General features: G+C 51.6%; 18 protein-coding genes. 4 read left to right on the forward strand and 14 right to left on the reverse strand.

What is annotated here, in order from left to right:
- Positions 1 to 98: 98 nt before the first annotated feature.
- Genes NSQ73_RS22355 through NSQ73_RS22365 form a run of 3 tightly spaced genes read right to left on the reverse strand, consistent with a single transcriptional unit; the run spans position 99 to position 2695 of the window.
- A complete protein-coding gene (locus tag NSQ73_RS22355) occupies positions 99 to 1034 on the reverse strand; it encodes a sensor histidine kinase (RefSeq protein ID WP_340988229.1) in 936 nt (311 codons plus the stop codon).
- Positions 1031 to 1774 (reverse strand): response regulator transcription factor, encoded by a 744-nt coding sequence (locus tag NSQ73_RS22360; protein WP_340989361.1) that lies wholly within the window; start codon positions 1772 to 1774, stop codon positions 1031 to 1033. Before NSQ73_RS22360 ends, NSQ73_RS22355 begins: the two co-directional genes overlap by 4 nt.
- Positions 1775 to 1795: 21 nt before the next feature.
- Entirely contained in the window at positions 1796 to 2695 is a 900-nt protein-coding gene (locus NSQ73_RS22365; protein ID WP_340988230.1) for a DUF4362 domain-containing protein, read from the reverse strand.
- Positions 2696 to 3121: 426 nt separating this feature from the next.
- On the opposite strand from NSQ73_RS22365, the gene NSQ73_RS22370 reads away from it, so the two are divergent.
- Both NSQ73_RS22370 and NSQ73_RS22375 read left to right on the forward strand, forming a co-directional pair.
- A complete protein-coding gene (locus NSQ73_RS22370; RefSeq protein ID WP_340988231.1) occupies positions 3122 to 4111 on the forward strand; it encodes a phosphodiester glycosidase family protein in 990 nt (329 codons plus the stop codon).
- Positions 4112 to 4117: 6 nt separating this feature from the next.
- Entirely contained in the window at positions 4118 to 5128 is a 1011-nt protein-coding gene (locus NSQ73_RS22375) for a bifunctional glycosyltransferase family 2/GtrA family protein (RefSeq protein ID WP_340988232.1), read from the forward strand.
- An 85-nt stretch (positions 5129 to 5213) separates the two neighbouring features.
- Here NSQ73_RS22375 and NSQ73_RS22380 read toward each other — a convergent pair whose 3' ends face one another.
- From NSQ73_RS22380 to NSQ73_RS22400, 5 genes are all read right to left on the reverse strand, one after another.
- On the reverse strand, positions 5214 to 8237 hold the full coding sequence (locus tag NSQ73_RS22380; protein ID WP_340988234.1) for an S-layer homology domain-containing protein: 3024 nt from the start codon (positions 8235 to 8237) through the stop codon (positions 5214 to 5216).
- A gap of 237 nt (positions 8238 to 8474) precedes the next feature.
- Entirely contained in the window at positions 8475 to 9086 is a 612-nt protein-coding gene (locus NSQ73_RS22385) for a uridine kinase family protein (protein WP_340988235.1), read from the reverse strand.
- A gap of 140 nt (positions 9087 to 9226) precedes the next feature.
- Positions 9227 to 10357 (reverse strand): glycoside hydrolase family 88/105 protein, encoded by a 1131-nt coding sequence (locus NSQ73_RS22390; RefSeq protein WP_445669583.1) that lies wholly within the window; start codon positions 10355 to 10357, stop codon positions 9227 to 9229.
- Between the two features lie 40 nt (positions 10358 to 10397).
- Positions 10398 to 11426 (reverse strand): dienelactone hydrolase family protein, encoded by a 1029-nt coding sequence (locus tag NSQ73_RS22395; RefSeq protein ID WP_340988237.1) that lies wholly within the window; start codon positions 11424 to 11426, stop codon positions 10398 to 10400.
- A gap of 19 nt (positions 11427 to 11445) precedes the next feature.
- Complete coding sequence (locus tag NSQ73_RS22400; RefSeq protein ID WP_340988238.1) at positions 11446 to 12336, reverse strand: pectinesterase family protein; 891 nt, start codon at positions 12334 to 12336, stop codon at positions 11446 to 11448.
- Between the two features lie 73 nt (positions 12337 to 12409).
- Here NSQ73_RS22400 and NSQ73_RS22405 point away from each other — a divergent pair, with 73 nt between their 5' ends.
- Positions 12410 to 13291 (forward strand): helix-turn-helix transcriptional regulator, encoded by an 882-nt coding sequence (locus tag NSQ73_RS22405; RefSeq protein WP_340988239.1) that lies wholly within the window; start codon positions 12410 to 12412, stop codon positions 13289 to 13291.
- A 17-nt stretch (positions 13292 to 13308) separates the two neighbouring features.
- Here NSQ73_RS22405 and NSQ73_RS22410 read toward each other — a convergent pair whose 3' ends face one another.
- Both NSQ73_RS22410 and NSQ73_RS22415 read right to left on the reverse strand, forming a co-directional pair.
- Positions 13309 to 14766 carry a glycoside hydrolase family 28 protein gene (locus NSQ73_RS22410; protein ID WP_340988240.1) on the reverse strand — a complete coding sequence of 486 codons (1458 nt, stop codon included), beginning with the start codon at positions 14764 to 14766 and terminating at the stop codon, positions 13309 to 13311.
- 18 nt (positions 14767 to 14784) lie between these two features.
- Positions 14785 to 16350, reverse strand: a complete 1566-nt coding sequence (locus tag NSQ73_RS22415) for a glycoside hydrolase family 43 protein (protein ID WP_340988241.1) — start codon at positions 16348 to 16350, stop codon at positions 14785 to 14787.
- 200 nt (positions 16351 to 16550) lie between these two features.
- On the opposite strand from NSQ73_RS22415, the gene NSQ73_RS22420 reads away from it, so the two are divergent.
- Entirely contained in the window at positions 16551 to 18785 is a 2235-nt protein-coding gene (locus NSQ73_RS22420; protein ID WP_340988242.1) for an AraC family transcriptional regulator, read from the forward strand.
- 126 nt (positions 18786 to 18911) lie between these two features.
- Here NSQ73_RS22420 and NSQ73_RS22425 read toward each other — a convergent pair whose 3' ends face one another.
- The 4 genes from NSQ73_RS22425 to NSQ73_RS22440 all read right to left on the reverse strand — a co-directional run bounded on the left by NSQ73_RS22425 (position 18912) and on the right by NSQ73_RS22440 (position 21552).
- Complete coding sequence (locus tag NSQ73_RS22425) at positions 18912 to 19352, reverse strand: hypothetical protein (protein ID WP_340988243.1); 441 nt, start codon at positions 19350 to 19352, stop codon at positions 18912 to 18914.
- A 508-nt stretch (positions 19353 to 19860) separates the two neighbouring features.
- Positions 19861 to 20121 (reverse strand): hypothetical protein, encoded by a 261-nt coding sequence (locus tag NSQ73_RS22430; protein WP_340988244.1) that lies wholly within the window; start codon positions 20119 to 20121, stop codon positions 19861 to 19863.
- A gap of 301 nt (positions 20122 to 20422) precedes the next feature.
- The gene (locus NSQ73_RS22435; protein ID WP_340985387.1) at positions 20423 to 20767 is read right to left on the reverse strand and encodes a transposase; all 345 of its coding nucleotides are present in this window, start codon (positions 20765 to 20767) and stop codon (positions 20423 to 20425) included.
- Positions 20764 to 21552 carry a transposase gene (locus tag NSQ73_RS22440; protein WP_340985386.1) on the reverse strand — a complete coding sequence of 263 codons (789 nt, stop codon included), beginning with the start codon at positions 21550 to 21552 and terminating at the stop codon, positions 20764 to 20766. The genes NSQ73_RS22435 and NSQ73_RS22440 overlap by 4 nt, the downstream gene beginning before the upstream one ends.
- Positions 21553 to 21807: the final 255 nt, after the last annotated feature.

Here is a 21807-nt window from a genome sequence, read left to right on the forward strand (position 1 = left end):
TTCTACAGGGCGGAGTTTGCTTTTTTATTACTTGAATCTTACGAAATTCTTAAGCTGCGTAAGGATACGCGGACCGCCCCGCCAGAACCGGGATTATTTCAGAAGGTCAGCCGCTGAAAAGAAAGCGTAAATGCCGTCCGGACGTACGGCTTGCTGCTTAAGGAAATACGGCCGTTCATCTGCTCGGTGAGCCGTTTGGTGATGGTCAGCCCCAGGCCGCTGCCCTGGTAGTCGCGGTTGCGCGAATCCTCCAGGGTATAGAGCCGCTCGAACACCTTGTCCTCATGGCCTTCGGCAATGCCTTTACCCCGGTCCCACACTTCTATACATACCTGACCGGCATCGCTGTACAGCTTCAGCCCCAGCGCCCCTCCGGCATCACCGTAGGCAATAGCATTCGACAACAGATTGGACAACACCCGGTCCAGCGCATCATCGTTGCCCATCATATAGAGCGGCTCATCCGGTATCTCGATCTGCACATCAGCACCTTTGGCACTGAGAATATCGTAGAAAGCAAGAATATTCCTGCGGCAGACCTCACCCAGCTCCACACGTGACAGCGGGATATCCCGGTCCCCCGACTCCAGCTTGGCCAGATCAAAGAAACGGTTCATCAGCGTAATGACTTCCCCCGCTTTGGCATGAATGGTGCGCAGAATACGTTCCTGCTCTTCCACAGGCATGTCTTTATCATGCAGCAGGGTCTCAATATACCCCAGCACCACCGTCAGCGGGGTCTTCAGGTCATGGGAGATGTTAGCCAGCATACTGCGCATAGACTTCTCCAGCCTGGCCCGTTCTACAGCTCCCTTATGATTGACATCCAGCAGCCGGTTCAGATCGGTCAGCAGGATTTGCAGCTCCGGACTGCTGCTCATCAGAAGCAGCCGTTCATGCGAGCCGCGCTCCACAATACTCTCCAGCTTGGTATGAATATATTTCAGCTGGCGTGCGTGCTGCCGCGAATGCATTACTTGCAGGACAAGGACCAGCAGAAGCAGCGCAATGATGATAATGAACAAGGCTGTCATTGCTGCATATCTCCGAGCTTATAGCCGATGCCCCACAGCGTTTTGATATATTCCGGATGGGAAGGATCGTCCTCAATCTTCTCGCGCAGTCTGCGCATATGTACATTAATTACATTCTCATCCCCGAAGTAGTCATCCTCCCAGACCAGACTGTAAATCTGCGCCTTGGTGAATACCCGCCCGGGGCTGCTGACAAACAGCTTCAGGATATGGAATTCCTTGGCGGTCAGCTTCACTTCTTCCCCGTTTTTCTGCGCCGAGAAGTTATCCAGATCGACCGTTAGCCCGCGCAGTGTAACCACCTTCGATGCCGGCTGCGGCTCCTCCCCGGCAGACGCCTGACTGCCGGCGGCAGCCTGGCTCCCTTGCGCTGCGTACCCGGCCCGGCGGATCGCCGCCTTCACCCGCGCTGCCAGCTCAATCATCGAGAACGGCTTGGTGATATAATCATCAGCGCCGAAGCCAAGCCCCAGCGCCTTATCTACATCACTGTCCTTCGCTGACATAATCAGCACCGGCACAAGGCTCCCGCTGCGGATCATCTGCAGCACATCCGTACCGCTGCGCTTCGGCAGCATCAGATCCAGCAGTACCAGATCATATGACGGACCGCCCACAAACTTCTTCACCGCCGCCTCCCCGTCAAATGCTGTCTCCACCTCATAGCCCTCTTTAGTCAAATATGAACCTACCATTTCGCTGATTGCCTCATCGTCCTCAATCAGCAGCACCCGCTGCAGCATATTGAACCTCCTGTAATCCTATTTGACGCCGCCTGTAGCAGCAGGCAGCTGTAAGTAACTATCCCCGGCTTCTACAAGCCCGATAATGTAATCTGCGGCCTCCGTCATGGTCTTGCCATCCCTGCCGGTATCACATTCGCTCCAGGCATAATGCCGCTCGGCACTATTGATCAGCACCGTCAGATCATAGCTCTCATACGGCTTGAGGTTGCAGCTTGTACTAAGCTCCTTCTCCCCAAGATAATTGGCCAGCACCAGCTTCCGGTAGATGCTCTGCCGGTCTGCCTGCGGCAGGGAGAAATCGCTGATTTCGATGGCAGTACCGTTCAGCATATCTTTTACCAGGGACTGCTTCACCGTATTGATCTCATTCCTGTGATTAAACCCGTATTTGAGGATAAATTCAAACTTATCCTGCCGGCCCAGATCGAAGTCAACAGTGAGTAAATCCTGATTCACGGCCTCTCCCTCGCAGCCCTTCAGGGAGTACTTCAACTGATGCTTCTCCTCCGTCCGTACAAGCTCATCACAGCTGTAAGTCTTCACTTCACGGGGTCCGAAGGCATCCTCAGTGGTATCATAACTCAGCTCCAGCCGTCCGCCTTTATACCGCGTTTCAATAAAGATCGGATCGCCTTCAATCGTATACTGCACTATCCGCTGGCTGCCGCTTCCCCGTTCCATGAAACTGTCCAGCTTGTCCAAATTGCTGATTACGCCGCCGTTAGAGGATATGACATCCTCCTCCTGGTCAATCTTGTGACTGATGGCGGATGAGCCGCCCCGCTTAAATAACGAGCATCCTGTAGCGAGGGCCAGCAGAAGCAGAAGCGGAAGTGCCGCCACGGCCAGCCTTCTGAACAGTACAGCCGGTATTCTCAGCTTGCACAGTGATTTTGAGACGGATGTTAATTTCACGGTTAGTGACCTCCCTGAAATCATGATCGGATGGAGCTTTTGTTAAAGTATACCAATGCTGCGGACGCGATTCTACTACATTACTTTTTTATAAAAATCATGCCCATAATGCAACATTTTGCTCATAAAAGCAGCCGTAATCCGGATTTGTTGTATGAAATGCAGCATTTCCCATCAGCCGGACGGGTTAACGGAAAAATTCTTGCATTTCGTACAACAATCCTCGCGAACCCCCGGGATTTCATGAATCAAGGTTGCACTACGTACAACATTTATCCAAATACAGCTCAACAGATCAACACATCATCAACAAATTAACCCTTGGTTACTTGCACATTCCCCGCGGATACAGCCAGTTAAGATTCATTTAAGGAATGGCACTTATCATGAGCCTTAAGAACTTAATTGAAGAGGTGGTGCTTCGATATGAAGTCACGCAACACAAGCAATACAGGCAACACTGCAACCCGTTCCGGCAAACGAAAATTATTGATTATTATCCTCGTAATCCTCCTGGGCATTGGCGCAGTGGTATATCGTCTGGCAGACCGTTATCTGATTGAGCATGTTGAGGTCGTCGTCGCAGACGATACCGCCGGAACCGCTGGTACCGGCAGCACAGGCACAACAACAGCAGCAGCAACAACAGCTGACGTGAATGCAACATCGGATGACTGGAGCTACAGCAGTGACGATATCCAGGTAAAGATTGATCAGGTCCAGACGGGAAGCGGGTCAGACCAGATCACCTATTTTGTCGCAGATGTGGTCCTGAAGGATGCAGCCAGCCTGCGGTCCGCTTTTGCCGATAACAGCTTCGGTACGAATATTACGGAGGACACCTCGGTGATTGCCTCAGCCAATAATGCAATCTTCGCCATTAACGGCGATTACTACGGCTTCCGTGAAGACGGCGTGATTATCCGCAATGGAACCGTGTACCGGGATGATCCGGTGCGGGATGCGATGGCTCTGTTCGGAGACGGAACGATGCAGACCTATGACGAGGAGGAAATCTCTTCGTCTGAGCTGCTGGCTGAAGGGGTTACGAACACCTTGTCCTTCGGACCGATTCTGATTCAGGACGGCAAGATCGTCAGTGATTTCAGCAGTGTCAAAATCGATAACAATTTCGGCAACCGTTCGATTCAGGATGCGAATCCCCGGACCGCCATTGGCATGATCGCCCCGAACCACTACGTGTTCGTTGTAGTTGACGGACGCAAGGAAGGCTATAGCCGCGGAATGACCCTTGCCGAGCTTGCTGATGTGATGGAAGGCCTCGGAGCTGCAGAAGCCTACAATCTGGACGGCGGCGGTTCCTCCACCATGTACTTTATGGGCCGGGTAGTGAATAATCCGCTGGGCAAAAACCAGGAACGCGGCGTCAGCGACATACTTTATATTAAGGAGTGAACCCGGATGACTATACTAATACCCGCCTATGAGCCAGATGAACGGCTGCTGGATTTAATTATACAGCTTAAGGAATACCCGCTGGGTCCCATCGTACTGGTCGATGATGGCAGCGGCCCGGCTTACCGCGCAATCTTCGAGCGGGCTGCGGCATTCGGCTGCACCCTCCTGAGCCATAAGACCAATCTCGGCAAAGGTGCCGCCCTCAAAACAGGCTTCCGTCATATTCAGGAAGCCGGCCTGCACGGTAATGTGATCTGCGCTGATAGTGACGGACAGCATCTGCCCCATGACATCAAGCGGATTGCCGAGACGCTGCTGCTTCAGAGCAAGCCGGGGATTGTGCTCGGGAGCCGCCGGTTCAGCGGAACCATTCCGCTGCGCAGCCGCTTTGGGAACTCGGTGACACGGTCAGTCTTCGCACTCACGACCGGCACCAAAATCTATGATACCCAGACGGGCCTGCGCGGCTTCCCGTTCCAGATGCTGGACTGGCTGTGTCGGATTCCCGGCGAACGGTTCGAATATGAGATGAACATGCTGCTGACCGCCCACAAAGAGGGCTATACCATTACTGAGGAGTATATCGATACCGTCTATCTGGAGGATAATAAATCCTCCCACTTCCGGCCATTGATCGACTCCTTCAGGATCTATCTGCCGATTCTGATGTTCAGCACCTCCTCGCTGATCTCAGGCCTGCTGGACTTCGTACTGCTGTTCCTGTTCCAGAGCCTGACCCACAACCTGTTCCTGGCAGTCGCGGCCGCAAGATTATGCAGTTCAATCTTCAACTACTCGGTAAACCGGAAGTATGTATTTGCCGGCGGTAAAAAATCGCGGCTCCAGTCGCTGCCGAAGTATTTCTCACTCGTAGTCCTTGTGCTGATGTTCAATTACGGGCTGCTCTACTTCTATAATGAGAAGCTGATTATCCCGCTGGTTGCAGCCAAGATTCTGACGGAAATCTCGATCTTCGTATTCAGCTATTGGGCACAGCGGAAGTTTGTATACTGAATTAATGCTACACGCAACAGAGCAGCGGATCTCCTGTGACGGGAAGCGCTGCTCTGTTTTTTTCATGGACTGCTGTATTCGTTTATTATTCCTTAGCCAAAGTAACGTCCAGAGGATCAACAAGCAGGCCCTCTTCAACTTTAAATTTACAATTTATTTCGATTCTATTAAGATGCTCGGCATCCCAATAGATGAATACATCGTATTCCCCATCCGGAAAATCAGCACCGAAAGCCCCGTTTTTCAGCTCAACTGTTTTGAGATAATCCTTACCGCCAAGACCACTGCCTAATTCAATATAGCCGTCCGGCAGCGGGGTCCCATCATCATATTTCAGAGTGCCGGTAACATTATTAGCGGGTAAATGAATTACAAGCTCAGGCGGATCAGACTTCCCATCCAGCACCGAGAAACTATAATACGGGAATTTGGCATCGTAGATGGAGTACATTTTTTCCGCTAAAATAAGTACCCGGTATGAGCCATCAGGCAGATAGAAATTATACAAGCCATTCTTAATCGTTGCTGCATACAGAAGCGGAGAAGCAGTGCCAACCTCTGTGATCACTAATATACCATTAGCATATGGAGTTCCGTCCTCATTATAAATCTTGCCTGATATTGCTAAAGGTACTTTGATATTAATCGGTCCGGCGGCAGGTTCACCATTAACAATCTTTATCTGTGTACGTAAGGGTATACTTTCTGAATCCTTAGTGTTCAGCGTCTGTATGCTATAGTCGCCATCAGGCAAATAAAGATTAAACTTACCGTCAACCACATCAAACTTATAAAGCCCGGTATTCACTGCACCCATATTACTTATTTCCAGCCAGCCATCGTACATAGGGGAACCATCCACGAAGCTAATGCTTCCTTCAATTTTGGGTGGCAATGTTATATTCAAATTGCTTTTCCCGTCAATGACCTCAAATGAATGATTGATTGTTAATTGTTTGTTAGTTTCGCCATAGATTAAGACTTCTACATTATAATGACCGTCCGGCAAATATAAGTTAAACTTACCGTCATGGATTTCGGCACTATACCAGGCAAGCGGTCCGCTGTCTAAGCGCTTTACAATAATTTCTCCATTCTCCACCACGGTCTCGTCCGAATACTGCATCGTGCCTGCCTGCTGCTCAGGAATGAGAATATGCACCTCTCTATCTGCCTTGCCATTCATAACGTAAAACATATAGTAGAGTGAAATAATCTCTTGTGTAGTTGTGGAACGCATAGAGTAAATCTTGTAGGGCCCATCCGGCAAATCTATAGAGAATTCCCCGTTCGTCAGTGCAGCGCTGTAAATCATATGATCGCTGTCCCGTTCCAAATACAAGGTACCGGAATCGGCAGCCTTCCCGTCTGCACGCTCAATGAACCCTTTTACAACCCCATGATCTACAATGGGCGGTGTGGGTGCCACCGTTGACCCAGGTGTAGGTATCGGCCCCGGGAATGATGGTAATGGCGACGGTGACGGTGAGGTCACCGCTGTTGGTGTTGGTGATGGCGTCGGCGTAGTTACCGCTGTCGGTATTGCCGATGGTGATGGTGACGGCGAAGTCACCGCTGTTGGTGTAGCTGATGAAACCGCCGTTGCTACCGGCGTTGCTGCCGCTGTCGCTATCGGCGTTGGCTTTGCTGTTGGTTCAGGCGTTGGTGCTGCTGTTGGCGCCGGCGTTTCTGCCGCACTGCCTCCGCCTCCGCCTCCACTGCCAACTAATACGGCCGCTGTTGGAGTTGCAGAAGACGCAGCAGCCGTTTTATCAGAACCGGCTATATTGATTTTCACACCTGCCGGAACGTCGCTGCCCACGGTAATTTTCCCTGGCGCATTCTCTATTGTAATGCCCGAAGCGTTGACGACTGCATTCCCGATGTTGCCTTTACCTGAAATTTGTATACCGGCGTTCATTATCATAGACTTGATAATGCTGCTATTGCTCAATTTATTACTGCCCGCTGTTTTATCAACATTGACTGCCTCCACAGTGCCCCCGCTGATATCAATGTTAAGACGTGATGCAAGAATATTCACAGCCTTGAAGTTACCTGTCAAAAGGATACGGGCATCCGCTGGAATTTCACGGGATAACGTGAGGGCGCTGATTTCAGCTCCGGTGAGTGTTTCTACGGCTGCAGCGGACTTGATCTGAAGATCATTGATTTGCGTCTTTCCTTCAGCAACCAGTCTTACACTGCCATCCTTCTTGTCAATACGCACAGAACCCAGTGTCGAATCGGCAAGATGAATACTATTCGCCCCGCCGCCTTCAATCGCGGTGTTGCCTCCTACCGTTACATTAAGGAGATGCACATCGCCTTCAGCTATGCCTTCTCCCAGCAGCAGATCTCCAGTAATGTTCATATTACGGAGTGTGATACCTGGCACATTAATTACTACATCACTGTCTACTTCGGACATTCCCGACATCGGACCGTATGTACCCGGCGATTCATAGATGATTACATATTCCCCGGAATCTGCATCGAGCAAGGATAAAGCTCTATCCAGGATGACTACCGTTTCCGCACGGGTTGCATAAGCAAGCGGGCGAAAATTCCCATCGCCGGAGCCTGTCATGATCCCCTGCTCGCTTACAGCCCGGATAGCACTTTTGCTCCAACCCGGACTTCCGGCAATATCCTTAAACTCAGGAGCCGCAGCCGATGCTGTCAGCTTGAGCAACTTGCTGATGATAACAGCCATTTCTTGACGGTTAATCTTCTGGTCCGGCTTAAAGGTCCCATCCGCATAGCCCTGAACGTAACCCGCGGCATTGGCCTGCAAAATACTTGAATAATACCACTTACTGCTTGAGATATCGCTGAAATTAACTTTCTTAGTCTCAGTGAATCCAAAAGCCCTATTAATCAAAACCGTTAATTCAGCCCGCGTGACCGGATGATCCGGCTTAAATTCACCATCCGGGTAGCCGGAGATCAGACCTTGATCCATCCACTTACTGATGTGCTCCTTCGCCCAATTTCCGCTGAGATCCGATACATTACCCGCAAAAGCTGCGCCAGCCGGCAGTATGGATAGACATACAGCTAGTACTCCTGCGATTACTTTGTTCCTTACAGTTTTTTGAATGAACAAGCTAATACCCCCGACTATGTAGTTATAAAAGCGCACAATTTATAAGTTACCTTCACCTGTCTATTACTTAAGACCTATTAATCCGTTAAAATTATAGCATGATTCCGGTCAATGATTGGTAATATTTTCGGATTTTATTTTTTCCATTCCAAGAAGCAAAAAATGGCCCCAACTCTCCATTTCACCGGAAGGCTGGGGCCGTAGCTGTGTATGACTTTCTTTTCGCCGAAACTAAGCTTAATCTTGATTCCTGATTACAATATCGAACTTCTCATGATACGGATGCATGAATAAATCATACTGAATTCTGCGCTGTTCATGGGACTTCATTAAATACTGAATATCCGTCCCCCGTTCAGCCACATCACGGATTCCCCTTCGCCTCAGCTCGGTCTCCCCATCCGTATATAAGTAGACTTTGAGATCATATAGACTGGGGTCTGTAAAAGCCACGCTCATGCCTTCTACAATATTAATCTTGTTGTCAGAAGATAACAGCTTCCTCTTGCTATAATGCGTGCCGATGGTATACAGGTCCAAGCCGTCCCGCAGCATACGGATGTCTCGCTCCAAAGCAGCCACGTTATGGGCGGCAGGGTGACAGGCGGTCATTTTGTCACGATATTGTTCATTGTTATATTCGTAGTCAATCCTTGCGTACCGCCTAAGATCAGATCCGATAATGTAGGGGTCAGTATTCAGAACATTCACATTCTCTTGCCCCAAAAGACTAATCAGATGATGAGCAAACGTCGTCTTTCCCGATGCCCCATGACCCGAAATCCCCACGATGACCCTCGCAGCCTGAGCGCCAATCCACTTGGCTATTCTGTGTAATTCCTGATCCATAATTTCCTCCGCTATCCTTGTTAGAAGTATCCAATATCCTATACTATCACAAAAAGCGGACCCGGATCGGCTGCGATTATAACGATGTTGACGCTCAATTCACCGGTATTCAAGTATTCGTCTGCTCCGACAGCAGTAGCCTATTGCCCGTCAAGGTACTTCTCCACCTCAAGGGAAGCCAGCAATAATGGCGCAACACCCATCGGCGCATCAGAGACTACCGCCTCAGAAATGTAGTAATCATAGGAACCGTTCCGGTCCTTGCTGAGGCCTGCCCCGTGGCAAATTTGATGCAGATGAACACCTTGTTCGTCTTCGGTAACCAGATGCGCGAGGATGCCCTCGTAGCCTTTCAGCATCGCTTCCTTGAAGGAAGGCTCCAGGTAACGCAGCCGCAGGGCTTTGGCCATTGCATAGACGAACATGCAGGAGCCGGTAGCCTCGAGGTAATTGCCTTTGCGCCCTGCCTGATCAAGCACCTGATACCACAGGCCGGTCTCCTGGTCCTGAACCTCAAGTAGTGCACCGCACATCCGCTGGAAAATCCCGATGATCGTTCCCCGCTGCGGATGGGTGACCGGGAAATGCTCCAGGCAGTCCACGGCGGCCATGGCGTACCAGCCCATCGCCCGGCTCCAGAAGTGGGAAGAGAGTCCGGTGGACGAGTCCGCCCATTCCTGCTCTTTGGATTCATCCCAGCCGTGATAGAGCAGGCCGGTCCGCGGATCACGGGTCCGGCGCTCGATCAATAGCAGCTGATGGGCAGCTTCATCTATTAGCTCGGGACGCTGGAATACGGCGCCGTATTCGGCAAGAAACGGCGAAGCCATATATAGTCCGTCCAGCCACATTTGGAAAGGATACACCTTCTTATGCCAGAATCCCCCCTCTGAAGTACGGGGTTGCCCAATGAGCTGCGCCGCCAGCAGATGAGCCGCTTCAGCGTAACGCGCTTCCCCGGTCTGCGTGTACAGGTAGAAGAGATTCTTGCCCTGGTTGATCTGATCCAGGTTATATTCCTCCAGCGAATAGGTGCGGATCGAGCCGTCCTCCCCGATGAAGCTATTCATATGCCGCTGCATGAAGGAGAGATATTCGGACTCCCCATGCTGCACACCGGCGCGGGCCACTGCCATCAGCAGCATACCGGGCACATAGGCCCAGCGCTCCAGGACATACTCGTGTTCCCCGTGTTCATTGCATTGACTGATGAAGGTATCCGCGATTCTGCGGGACAAACCTGACATTGTTGATTCAGTGATAGACATCATTATTCCTCCTGTCGCTTATGTTCCAAGCCTAAGTCTGAGCTCAGGCACCGGCAAGCTGCTTCCGCAGCCAGGCGTACGCCGGTTCCCCGTGTATTTCATGCCCTCCGGCAAAAAAATCCGCCTCTACCTGTCCGCCATGCCCCGCTGCGTTAAAGATCGCCTCCAGCCGGGCCAAGGCTTGCTTCGCGCCAGCCGGACCAAACAAAGGATCGGCATCTCCCGACTCCAGGAACAGGCCGCGCGGGGCAATTAACCCAAGCAGATCCGGCATTTCCGCTTCGAGCAGAATGCCCGGAATGTAGTTATCCAGACAATGATTTCGGGTAAGGATGCTGTCCGCAAACGTATTGGCATACCCGCTGACGACAGCACAGCTGATCCGCTGATCCAGTGCAGCCGTGAAGCCGGCGACCAGCCCGCCGCCGGAAATACCCATAATGCCTAATCGTTCACCGTTAACCTCTTCCCGCGTCTGCAAATAATCGAGCGCCCGCATGCTTTCATAGATCCGGTAGCCTGCCATCGTCTGCCCCGCCATCAGCAGCGCGGAGGATAGGCGGAAGCAGGAATTACGCCCGGGCTCACCGCTCTCCAGATCCTCTGCCAGCCGTCGGTCGCCGAATCCGAGCACCTCGGGAGCAGCGACCACGAAGCCCTGCTTCACCAGCGAGACGGCAAAATCCTTATGCAGCCCCGGGTCACCCTGCCGCTGCGAGCCGTCCGGATTGAGGCCGGTAATCTCACGGCTGCCGTAGCCATGCCCATGAATAGCCAGAACAGCCGGACAGGGGGAGGATAACGGCTGCCCGGGAATCAGAAGATACATAGCCATTCTAAGTCCTTCATAAGTAGTGATCTCTACACGCTCACGTATATATCCGTTACAGGCTACCCGTTCAAGCCGCACAGGTGCAAGCGCTGCCCGTTCCTCCGGAAATCCGCCAAGCCGCCCGGTAAAGCTTGCAGTTAGCTTTGCCCGCCACTCTCCGTAAGGGATATCCTCACGGAAGGCTGCGTCCTGCACTGCGGAGTCCGTCATTTGCTTCATATATTGTTCCAATGATTCCATCGGGGGTTCCTCCTGGTTCTTAATATCCTTCAGGATGCCAGCCGTCCAGTACGGTCAGAACCCGGTACTCCGCAGCTTCCTCTGCTGTTAACTGGCGCGACCACACAGCACGGCTCTCCGGACAGGCTCCGGCCCCGCTGCTGCCGTATTCTTCGTAACGGCTGGTCTGCTCCCTGTCCGGCTGCCCCCAATTATGCCAGCCTTCGCCGGTCACCGAACCGTCCATAACCGTGCGGATGAAAGCTACATGCGCATAAGGCCGCCAAGGACGCCCGAGATACACCTCACTGACCCCTTCGCCGCCGGTAATCCGGCAATTCAGGAACACATAGCCGAATGTTGCTTCCTCCGGTGTTGAAGCGGCTGTAATGTAACCTCTGGACCGCTTATTGTGCAGATGGCAGCCCTCAAACAAAGCTGTGGCGGCTCCGAAAATATAATCGACATCGCCTTCAATGTAGCAGTCGTTGTAATATTGCTTTCCCTGCCCCGTATAGAGTGTATCCTGGTCACCCAGCAGACGAACGCGCCGGAACACCGCCTGTCCGGCATCAACGAAAGCTGCCACCGCCTGTCCGGTCCCCGGACCGGAAGCGTTCCGGATGGTCAGATTCTCGGCTGTGAAGCCTTCCGCGAACACATTCAGGGTGCCGCTGCGGAAGGTACCGAGCGGTTCACCGTCCGCTCCCAGAGTGTGGGCATTATCATTCCAGGAGATTACGGTGGAATGCGGGTCCTCCCCCAGCAGCAGAATGGGCGGGGCTTCGCGGACGATTGTAATCTTTTCCTCATAAATGCCGGGCTTGATCCGGATGGTTACGGCCTGCTTCTGCTGCGGCGGAATGGAATCCAGCGCCTCCTGCAGACTGCTGTATCCTTCCCCGGGACTCTTCGATACTGTAATTAACATGTGCGGCTCCTTTCATGGCGACCTCTATTTATTCTATAATAACCGTAACGGTTCAGATGAGAAGAGGAGATTTATGACCAGTGTGACTAGCCCTAATCCGAAATATCATATAGAAGAAGGACGGTTCAGCATTCAGCATATGAAGCGCAAAGGCATCACGGCGATGCCGCGCCCCCACAGCCATGAACTCACCGAGCTGTACTATCTGACAGAAGGTGAGCGCGTATACTTTGTGGATGACCGGGTCGTTACGGTTCACAAGGGCGAGCTGATTCTGATTCCCGGCCGGGAGCTGCATGCTACCGCAAGCTCCGAAATGGCCGAATTCGAACGGATTCTGATCAATTACGATCCTGATCTGCTGCCCCTTGTGCTGCAAGGTGAAGCCTTGTGGTTTCAGAATCACCGCTACCGTCTGTTCAGGCTGACCCTGCGCGAACAGAATGAGGCGGAGACGCTGCTAAGCCGTATCCTGGAGGAAGCACGTATCCAGCGGCCTTTGTATGAAGCCTCCATCGTGGCGATATTCACCGAGCTGATGATTCTGCTCCAGCGCTCGGACAGTACGACACAGGCCGGGGGAACGAAGCACCCGCTGCATCATCTGGTAACCGATGTCGCCACGTACATCCGGAGCCATCACCGCGAAGCGCTTACGCTGGAAGAGACTGCCGGACACTTCTTCATCAGTCCTTCTTACCTGAGCCGCGTGTTTCACCGCCTGACCGGGTTTCATTTCCGTGAATACATTGTCCATGTCAGAGTCCGTGAAGCCCAGCGCCTGCTGGCCGGAACCTCCGCCAAGATTCAGGAGATCGCCTCCACTGTCGGCTTCGAGCATCTGTCCCACTTCAATAAGACTTTCAAAAGATCAACCGGGCTGACTCCGCTCCAATACCGCAAGGCATCCAGGTCGCGGGCGTCGTCCAAGTCTGAAGGAATAATTGAAGAATAGCGCGCCTCTCCCGGACATCAGCCTGAGCTCTCTGTGATCAGGAGCTCTCCGGACCGGATGAGCTCTACATGGCTGCATTTATGCATCTTCACGGGCTGTGCTTCCTCTGTCCTCAGCCGGATCCGGTCCAGCTTCAGATTGCTGGCGTACCGCAGAACCATTCCCCGCTTGCTTACGGCGCTGAAATTCTCCACCGTCAGCTCTGCAAGCGGCATCTCGGGCAATCCGTTCACCAGCAGCGCAGTTGCCGCACCATGGCAGGTGATATTCCGGAGTGTGATATTCCGGAACTGCGGAGTCTCCTCCGTAACGGGGAAGGACTGCTCATCGTAGCCTTCAGAGCCCTCAACTCCCGCATAGAACATATGGAAAGAAGCCGCCTCATGGATAATGCCTGTCATCCGGATATTCTCCATCCGGATATCCTCTACTACGCCGCCTCTTCCCCTGGCGCTTTTGAAGCGCAGCCCGATGTCCGTGCCGATGAACAGGCAATCGCTGACTCTGACCGCATGCACTCCGCCCGACATTTCACTGCCGATCACCACTCCGCCATGTCCGTGATATACCGTACAATGCCGGATGGTAATATACTGGCAGGGCATCCCTGCTCTGCGTCCTTCCTCGTCTTTGCCCGACTTCAGGCAGATGGCATCATCCCCTACATCAAACCGGCAATGCTCCACCAGGGCATGTGTGCAGGACTCCAGATCCAGCCCGTCCCCATTCTGTGAGTACCATGGATTACGCACCTGAATGTGCCTGACGGTAACCTGCTCACAGCCCATAGGATGAAGACACCAGGCAGGAGAATTCTGGAAGGTGGCTCCCTCCAGCAGTACCCGCCGGCAGTTCCGCAGGCTTAGCAGTGCAGGACGCAGATAGGCCCGGGCAGACAGATAAGCTTCCATTTCAGTCTGCCCTTCCTCCAGCAGCCGCCGGTAGTAGGCCTCTCCCTCCAATGCTTCTCCAGAAGGCCACCAAATCTCATTCTCCTCATCCACTACTCCCCCGGAGGCAATCAGGCTCTGCCACTGGAGTTCCGTCATCTTGAAGCGTTTCACCGGGCGCCAGGCCTCGCCGCTTCCATCGAATATCCCTTCGCCGGTAATGGCTACATCACTGAGAGCTTCCCCATCCAGCTGAGCTTGACAGCGCCAGCCGGCATTCCCCTCATAATGGGAGAAGAGCAGCGGATACAGCGCGAAGTCCGGCTCGAAACATACGAGTGCCCCGCGCTCGGCATGCAGATTAATCCGGCTGTGCAGCGTCAGCGGTCCCGTACGCCATATTCCCGGCGGGATGATGACCGTTCCGCCTCCTGCAGCAGCGCAGGCATCAAGCGTATCCTGTATGGCAGCAGTGCGCAGCAGCTCTCCGCCTGCTGCGCCATAATCTGTAATCCTGAACGTCCGCTCCGGAATCCGCGGCAGTTCAGGTACAGGATAATGATTGGAATCCTGTAGGCTGTTCATAGGCTTCTTCCTTCCCGTCTATTCAATTTCTTCATAGCTGAACCAGTCGAAATCGGCATAATTGGTGCTTGGCGCCCCCTGAGAACTGGCATACATGCCAATGTACGCCCCTGTGAATCCGCCGGCCAAGTCCGTGCTGAGTACTCTTCCGTCAGCCCGTTCATGTAATGCCGTCCATGAGCCGAATTCGTCAGCTCTATAATAGAAGCTGTAGTCCTGTCCTCTGGCCTCTGCCTTAAGCTGCACCTTGTCCTGCGGATAAGGCGAGGATGCCAGCAGCCGCTCGTCCCCTCTGCTGCGCACAATCAGCTGCAGCACCTGCTTCCCGTCCTCCAGCTTCAATTCATAGCGGAAGTGGTTGTCCGCATTCTGGATCAGGACAAGTCCGGCGGTTTCGCCTGGTGCCCCCGGCTTGAAGACCATTTCAGCTGCCGCTCTGAAGCTTAAGTGCTGCTGGCGTCTTCCAATGAAAGACGGATTGCTGATCTCTGTCAGCTGCTCCGGCTTGAGCCGCAGCCGCAGATGTCCCGGGCGTTCGGTGAGGCTCCAGAATTCCCCGCGCGGTGTCCGCAGGAAGTTCCAGATGAGGCTGAGTCCGGCTGCGTCGAAATCATCACGCGCAGGCAGCTGCGGCCACTTCGTTTCCGGCAGATCAGGCGCTGCCGCTTCCAGCTCCAGCACGCCTTTGCCCGGATTCACTACAGGCCATTCATTCTCCCATTTCACCGGGGTCAGGAACGTTTCACGCCCGAGGTTGCGGTAATAGCCGCCGCAGGTCCGGGAAGCAAGACAGAACATCCACCAGTCTCCATGCTGCGTCTCCACCAGTTCGCCATGGCCGACATTCACGACCTTATATTCTCTGCCGAGATGGCGGTGGGTCAGAATAGGATTCGCTTTATGGCCTTCATAAGGGCCGGTCACGTTCCGGCTTCTGGCAATCGTGATAGCGTGGGTATGGCCGGTGCCGCCTTCGGCAATCAGCACATAATACCAGCCGCCGATTTTGTAGACATGGGGTCCCTCCTGCGCATGCCCCACCTTAAGGGCACCTTGCCAGATGCTGAGCTTCGGACCTATCAGCTTGCCTTGCTCCAGGTCAATCTCCTGCAGCCAAATGTCCATATGCTTCGGATAATCCTGGCCTTCGGGAGGAACACGGTTGCCGGTGTAATATACCTTGCCGTCTTCATCGAAGAACAGGGAGGAATCGATACCCGGTGCATCCTCCAGCCAGACCGGATCTGACCAGTCTCCGGCCGGATCGGCGGAAGTCACATAGAAATTATGCTGATCCTTATTATTGTCCACGTAGGTTGTAATCATATAGAAGAGACCTTGATGATAACGGATGGTAGGGGCCCAAATGCCCATCGACGGAATCGTGTGGTCCAGATTAAGCTGGGACGGACGGTCGAGCACATGGCCAAGCTGGCGCCAGTTCACCAGGTCCTTGCTGTGGAAGATAGGAACACCGGGGAAAAATTCAAAACTGGACGTGACAAGATAATAGTCCTCACCTACGCGGATAGCGGAAGGGTCAGGGTAAAAGCCCGGCAGCACCGGATTGCGGAAAGTTCTCAATACAGAAATCCTCCTTCAAACGAGCAAAATGTAAGCATAACCAATTATAGTTCGTATAAGTTTAACTTTCTTGCTCTTTCTATGCTCTTTTTCCCGTTTTTTATACTTTCATGCTATTTGGGTCTATCTCCCTTCTTGTCAATGAATAGCTTGTCCCACTAGAATAGGTGTAGTAGGATTTACATAAAGGGGCGATCATCTTGGGAAAGAGAAAGAAACTGTATACCCGCTTTTTTATGAGCCTGACCCTGATCTCTGTCTGCTGCATTCTGGTACTGGCTATGGTGATCTTCTACTGGTACCGGAACATATCGATTGATAATGTCGACAAGGCTAACCAGAATGTGCTGCTAAATACTGAAACCGTATTCACGAACTATAAGGAAATTGTTCAGAACTATACGATGGACTTCTATGCCAACCCGAACATCAGTGCCCTGATGCGGAGCGGAGAGACGGACTGGAGTGACCAGCTCTACAGTGTCTTAAGCCAGATTCGCGGTGCGCTGGTCGTTAACCAGTATCTGGAGAACGCCTATATCTTCGGGGAGAAGGAACCTGCTGTCATCTATGAGAACATGCCGCTCAGCCCGGAAGCCAAGCTGGAGCTGGCCCGGAGGATGCGGAGCAGCCGTATTATTGAATCTCCCTTTGTGTGGAAGACCACCCAGAACAACGGTACGCCGGTCACCCTGCTGACTGTCTTCTATAACGACCGGGCCTTTGCAGACAGTGAATATTACGGCGCAGTTGCGCTGACCGTCAATCTCGCCAAGCTCCAGAACAATCTGTTCACTCAAAAAGAAGGCGGAACTACACGTTACGCCGTCATTGACCGGAATGGCGAAATTCTCATGCACAGCACACTCTCCGGCAGCACCTTACACCCGGAGATGCTGAAGCAGGTCGCTGCCTCCACCTCTGAGAGAGGCTCCTTCGTTTATAAGGGCAACGGAGACAAGCAGCTGATTACTTATGTATATTCCGCGCAAGATAAGCTGTGGTTTGTATCCGAGATGTACTATACAGACAGCATCCGTGAGCTTGCGAATGCACGTAACCTGATGATGGGTCTCTGCCTGGCTCTGATACTGGCTGCTGCTGTAACCGCCAACCTGATCTCTCGGCGGATCTATAAGCCGATCGGCAGGCTGTTTGGCAGTATCTCTAATATCTCCGGCAATGAAGAAGCCTTGAAGGCCGGCAGTGACCTGGATACCGTGAATCTGGAGCTGGAATCTATAGGTGTGAAGCTGGCACAGCTCAAGAAGGAGAGCGACGGCAGTGCCCTGATGCGCTGGCTGCTCTCCCCGCGCGGTGCGGCGGACCCTTCCGGCGGCCTCCCGATGATGGGCATCGGCGCAACGGAAGGTGCTTATTGTGTCTGTGTACTGGCCGTGCTGGAACCGGGACAGACCGGGGATGCTCCGGAACCTGTCCAGGAAGTCATTCACCGGATTCAAACTGCATTCTCGGAGCTGGCCGAGGTTCAAATCTTCCGCCCCCATCAAGGGTCGGCCGTCCTTATTCTGAGTGAGCTCTATAGCGGAAGCTTCGGGGATTATGCCCATTACCGCAGTAAATGGGAGGAACTCGCTGCAATGTGCCTTAAGTCCGGCGGCCGCTGCGCGTTCGGTATCAGCGGGCTGGAAAGTGATCTGGGCCTGCTGAAGTCCAAATACGCTGAAGCAGCAGACTGCATGCAATATCTTAAATTTCATGCACAGCAGAATATCATATTCGCCGACGATACCGTCCATCTGAACAGCAGCCCGGTACCAGACAGTGCGCTGGAGCCGGTACTGCAGGCGGTAAAACAGCCGGAGCTGGCCAGCCACATCCCTCAGGCTGTGGAAAGACTGCTGGCGGTAGCCTGCAGCTACCGTGCAGAGTCTGCTACCGTTGCTGTATCAAGGCTTGCCTTTGAGCTGAACCGTACGGCAGATCTCAGCAGCGGGGGCAACCGCCATTCCGGCTTTCTGGATGATTATCAGCAGGTGTGGCAGATTCAGAGCTATGACAAGCTGCGCGAGTGGATTGAACACAGCTGCAGCGCAGCCGTGGGCCGGATTGCCAGCATGAGTGCGGTACAGACCCGAAGCATTGCCGCTGAGGCTGCCGCTTATATTAGGGAGCATTATAACGACCCCGCCCTGTCGCTTAATGCGCTGGCCGAGAAGCTGTCGGTCAGCCCTGCCTACCTCAGCAGGCTGATTGCCGAAGAGGTGGACAGCAGCTTCCCGGATTTCGTCAATCAGCTGCGGCTGGAGCAGGCAGAGCTGCTGCTGGTCACGGATCTTACGCTCGATATCCGCGAGATTGCCGGACGGGTCGGATATAACAGCAGCACTTATTTTACAACCCAGTTCAAAAAGCGTTATGGCGTCACACCGTCCAAATGGCGAATGAATCATATTCTGCAGCAGCAGGAGTAGCGGGGGCTGGAGGGGAACGGACAGGGACGGATAGGGAAAAATGCAACCAGCGGCAGCCAAGGACGGATGAAGTCCTGGGCTGCCGCTGGTTGTTGAGCTAAGTTTTTTACTCCTTGTGAATAAGGTCTACTCTCCCCAAGGGAATTTAAACCCGCCTAATCCATATGTACTATTAATTTGTTTAATATAATCTTGTTTATCAAAGTGAAACGTTTTTGAGTTATTCATTAACTGTTCTCTGCCGTCAATGAAAGTCCAAGTTACAATGTCTTTATTCATTTCAATAAATGAATATACTGCCCCACACCCCAGATCAGCACATGCAGGGCATATATATATTGAATTCTTTCCATTGGGGAAATCTGGCTGACTCAATAATATCAACCTTGAAATGTGTTTTTGCTGAAAATCCTCACTGCCCCACCCTAAACATGATACAAAGTCATAATGCTTAGCATAACTATCATATAAGGATTGTCCGTCAACTATAAAATCCGCAAAACGTATGGGTCCCGGGTAACCATCCCTTAGACGCATTTTAAATTCAATTTCCGATTTTTTAATCATCCTCACCTCTTTATGATAATTGCTCACCGAATCAATCTGATTTTATCAACAGTTCATTGAAAATTTGTGTTACCTCTGCATGTCCGACGATCCTAGTGCCCTCCTGCGTAAGAGTACTCATTAATTATTGCGGACTAGGTCCAGCTTTAAGCCATAACACGTCATACCCCATATCCTCGAGTATTTCTAACCCATCACTGAACTCAATTCTGTTTGATCCCCTCCACCCATTTTCCAGACCATACACTATAAACTGCTTCACTATTCCCGGGTAATTTAAGTTAAAATCTTCAATATCATCCGAGGCCGTCTTCTTTAAGTGAACACCAACTAACAGAGGACTTCCTGAGATTGGGTCATCCTCTTCATATATTCATCACCTATTGGAAATTCTCCGTTTGCAACATAATCTTCTTATCCAAACTCCAAATCATTCTTAGCCAGATCCAAAGCTGCGTTCTTGATCAAATTTTCTATTACAAACACTTCAGTTATGTGAGTCTTCTTCCTACTTCCCTCTTACAGCATCTATAATAGCTCTCTTCACATCATCACGGAGTAAATGTATAGATTTAATAGACACATCCAATTTTTCTAGAGTTGTATCATTGTACAGCTGCTTTTCACCAAGTGAATTAAGCTCGCCAACCAGTTCGTCACCTAAGGATGGGAGCCCGCTCCGAACCTCTATTATGGAGAAATCATGGTCTTCAGTCTCTACAGCAAAAACCCCTAAACGCCGATACTCTGTATGCACACGACCTCTCATTATTTTATCTCCCTTCAATTTAAAACAATTGAAATTATTTATCTTTTTCTATGCGGAAAAGGAATATTTCCCTATGAACGTTGTGGATTTTGCCCAAATCTGTCGGCTTATCCTAACTAACTCTCATACCTTTTACACGGTACAGGTCTGTAAAGACTTAAATGTTGTACATATTACAACTCGGCGACCTATATACCCGGGTGTTGGGGCAGATTGTTGTATGAAATACAACAATTGTCCTGCTAAACCGCCAGGAGGAGGAGAAATGCTGCATTTTATACAGGCGTGTTGATTCCCCATATTATGGAATGAATATAATTCCCAAAATGCTCTTGTTCCTGAGTAGACTCAGTTGAACCTGCCACTCCAGCGGAAGACTAAATATACGCCAATGCTGCATAAATTCCCAAAGGGTCAGTTGAGCAAAGGCAGGCACGTTGGAGTGGATTTCATCATAAACGCGTCTCAGAAGCACATAGACAGCAAGGGCCACAAACAATTGGCTGTATACTGCATTTTCGGTGGTTCCAAATAGACATGGCACGTTCAGATGCTGTTTAATCCAGCGGAAAAAGACTTCAATTTCCCAGCGTGCCTTGTAGATTTCGGCGATTACATGAGCGGACTCTTTTCTCAAATCGGTCACGACCCGTACGACTTCCCCCGGTCATTTTCAAATTCTACGACCCGGTGGCGCTGAGCGGATTGGCACTTCCCTTGACCGATATAACAAGTCATATCACGAACAATTTTCGTTTCTCCCTCTGCGGGTCGCTGGAGGTTTCTCGGCTTCACCAAATGGAGATTGTCTTTGAGTCGAATCACAAACGACTGGCCCTGGAGCACATATTGATCCAATCTGCTAATTTTTCCATACGCCCGATCCTGTACCAAAATGTAGTCCGTATCTGCCAAAACTTCTCCAAACGGAGCGTCATTGCGCTTCGCAATCGATTCCTCCACGTTCACGGGTAAACGCTGACCTTGCGAAAGAGCGACATGCAGCTTAATGCCCCCTCTAAATTTTTTGTACGAGGCCCAAGGCATTCGGGAATTCGCCGCCGTGACCGTCGTCGAGTCAATCAGCAGAAGATCTTTAGGAAGATTCAGATGCCGCCGGGTTTGTCGGTTACATTTCTTGACGAGCAGTTGAAAGATACGTTTGAAGATTTCGTAAGGGACTTCACCGGCCTTGCCGGAAAGGGTGGAGTAATGAATCTCAGGCAAGTCAAAGTTTGGGCCTAAGCGGGCACTTTGCCGGAAGCCGTCCCATTTGTGGTAGCAGGCTTGGACAAAGTAATCGAGTAGCAACCCGACGGTCATTTTGGTTCCACTATCTACGTAGTCCTTGGTTTGTCCAGTCACCATTTGGACTTCTTCCGGTGTTAATACTTGTTTGAAAACGGCTAAAAATGGGGTATATTTATTCATGAGGTCGCCTCATTTCGGTTTGGTTTGGTCGTACTTACCATTACCCGAAATGGCGGCCTTTTTCGTCCCTTTTTTTGGGAAATCAACACGCCTACATTTTATACAACAATTTTGATTTACAGCCGAGATTTTGAGGAAAATGTTGTATTTTATGCAGGATTTTCGCGTCCGCCTCATGCTTTCTTCCTCAAGTCTATCACTTAACTTTTCAATCCACCATTTCATTCTCCACAGCTTCGCCTCTACTATAACGTC

Origin of the sequence: Paenibacillus sp. FSL R10-2736 (assembly GCF_038000245.1) — a bacterium.
Lineage (GTDB): Bacteria > Bacillota > Bacilli > Paenibacillales > Paenibacillaceae > Paenibacillus_AQ > Paenibacillus_AQ phytohabitans.

Bases quoted from the DNA above. Each gene is read 5' to 3' on its own strand.
- NSQ73_RS22430 (WP_340988244.1), bottom strand. From the start codon at position 20,121: ATGAGAGGTCGTGTGCATACAGAGTATCGGCGTTTAGGGGTTTTTGCT.
- NSQ73_RS22355 (WP_340988229.1), bottom strand. From the start codon at position 1,034: ATGACAGCCTTGTTCATTATCATCATTGCGCTGCTTCTGCTGGTCCTT.
- NSQ73_RS22425 (WP_340988243.1), bottom strand. From the start codon at position 19,352: ATGATTAAAAAATCGGAAATTGAATTTAAAATGCGTCTAAGGGATGGT.
- NSQ73_RS22410 (WP_340988240.1), bottom strand. From the start codon at position 14,766: ATGAACAGCCTACAGGATTCCAATCATTATCCTGTACCTGAACTGCCG.
- NSQ73_RS22375 (WP_340988232.1), top strand. From the start codon at position 4,118: ATGACTATACTAATACCCGCCTATGAGCCAGATGAACGGCTGCTGGAT.
- NSQ73_RS22440 (WP_340985386.1), bottom strand. From the start codon at position 21,552: ATGAATAAATATACCCCATTTTTAGCCGTTTTCAAACAAGTATTAACA.
- NSQ73_RS22385 (WP_340988235.1), bottom strand. From the start codon at position 9,086: ATGGATCAGGAATTACACAGAATAGCCAAGTGGATTGGCGCTCAGGCT.
- NSQ73_RS22395 (WP_340988237.1), bottom strand. From the start codon at position 11,426: ATGGAATCATTGGAACAATATATGAAGCAAATGACGGACTCCGCAGTG.
- NSQ73_RS22400 (WP_340988238.1), bottom strand. From the start codon at position 12,336: ATGTTAATTACAGTATCGAAGAGTCCCGGGGAAGGATACAGCAGTCTG.
- NSQ73_RS22405 (WP_340988239.1), top strand. From the start codon at position 12,410: ATGACCAGTGTGACTAGCCCTAATCCGAAATATCATATAGAAGAAGGA.
- NSQ73_RS22370 (WP_340988231.1), top strand. From the start codon at position 3,122: ATGAAGTCACGCAACACAAGCAATACAGGCAACACTGCAACCCGTTCC.
- NSQ73_RS22390 (WP_445669583.1), bottom strand. From the start codon at position 10,357: ATGATGTCTATCACTGAATCAACAATGTCAGGTTTGTCCCGCAGAATC.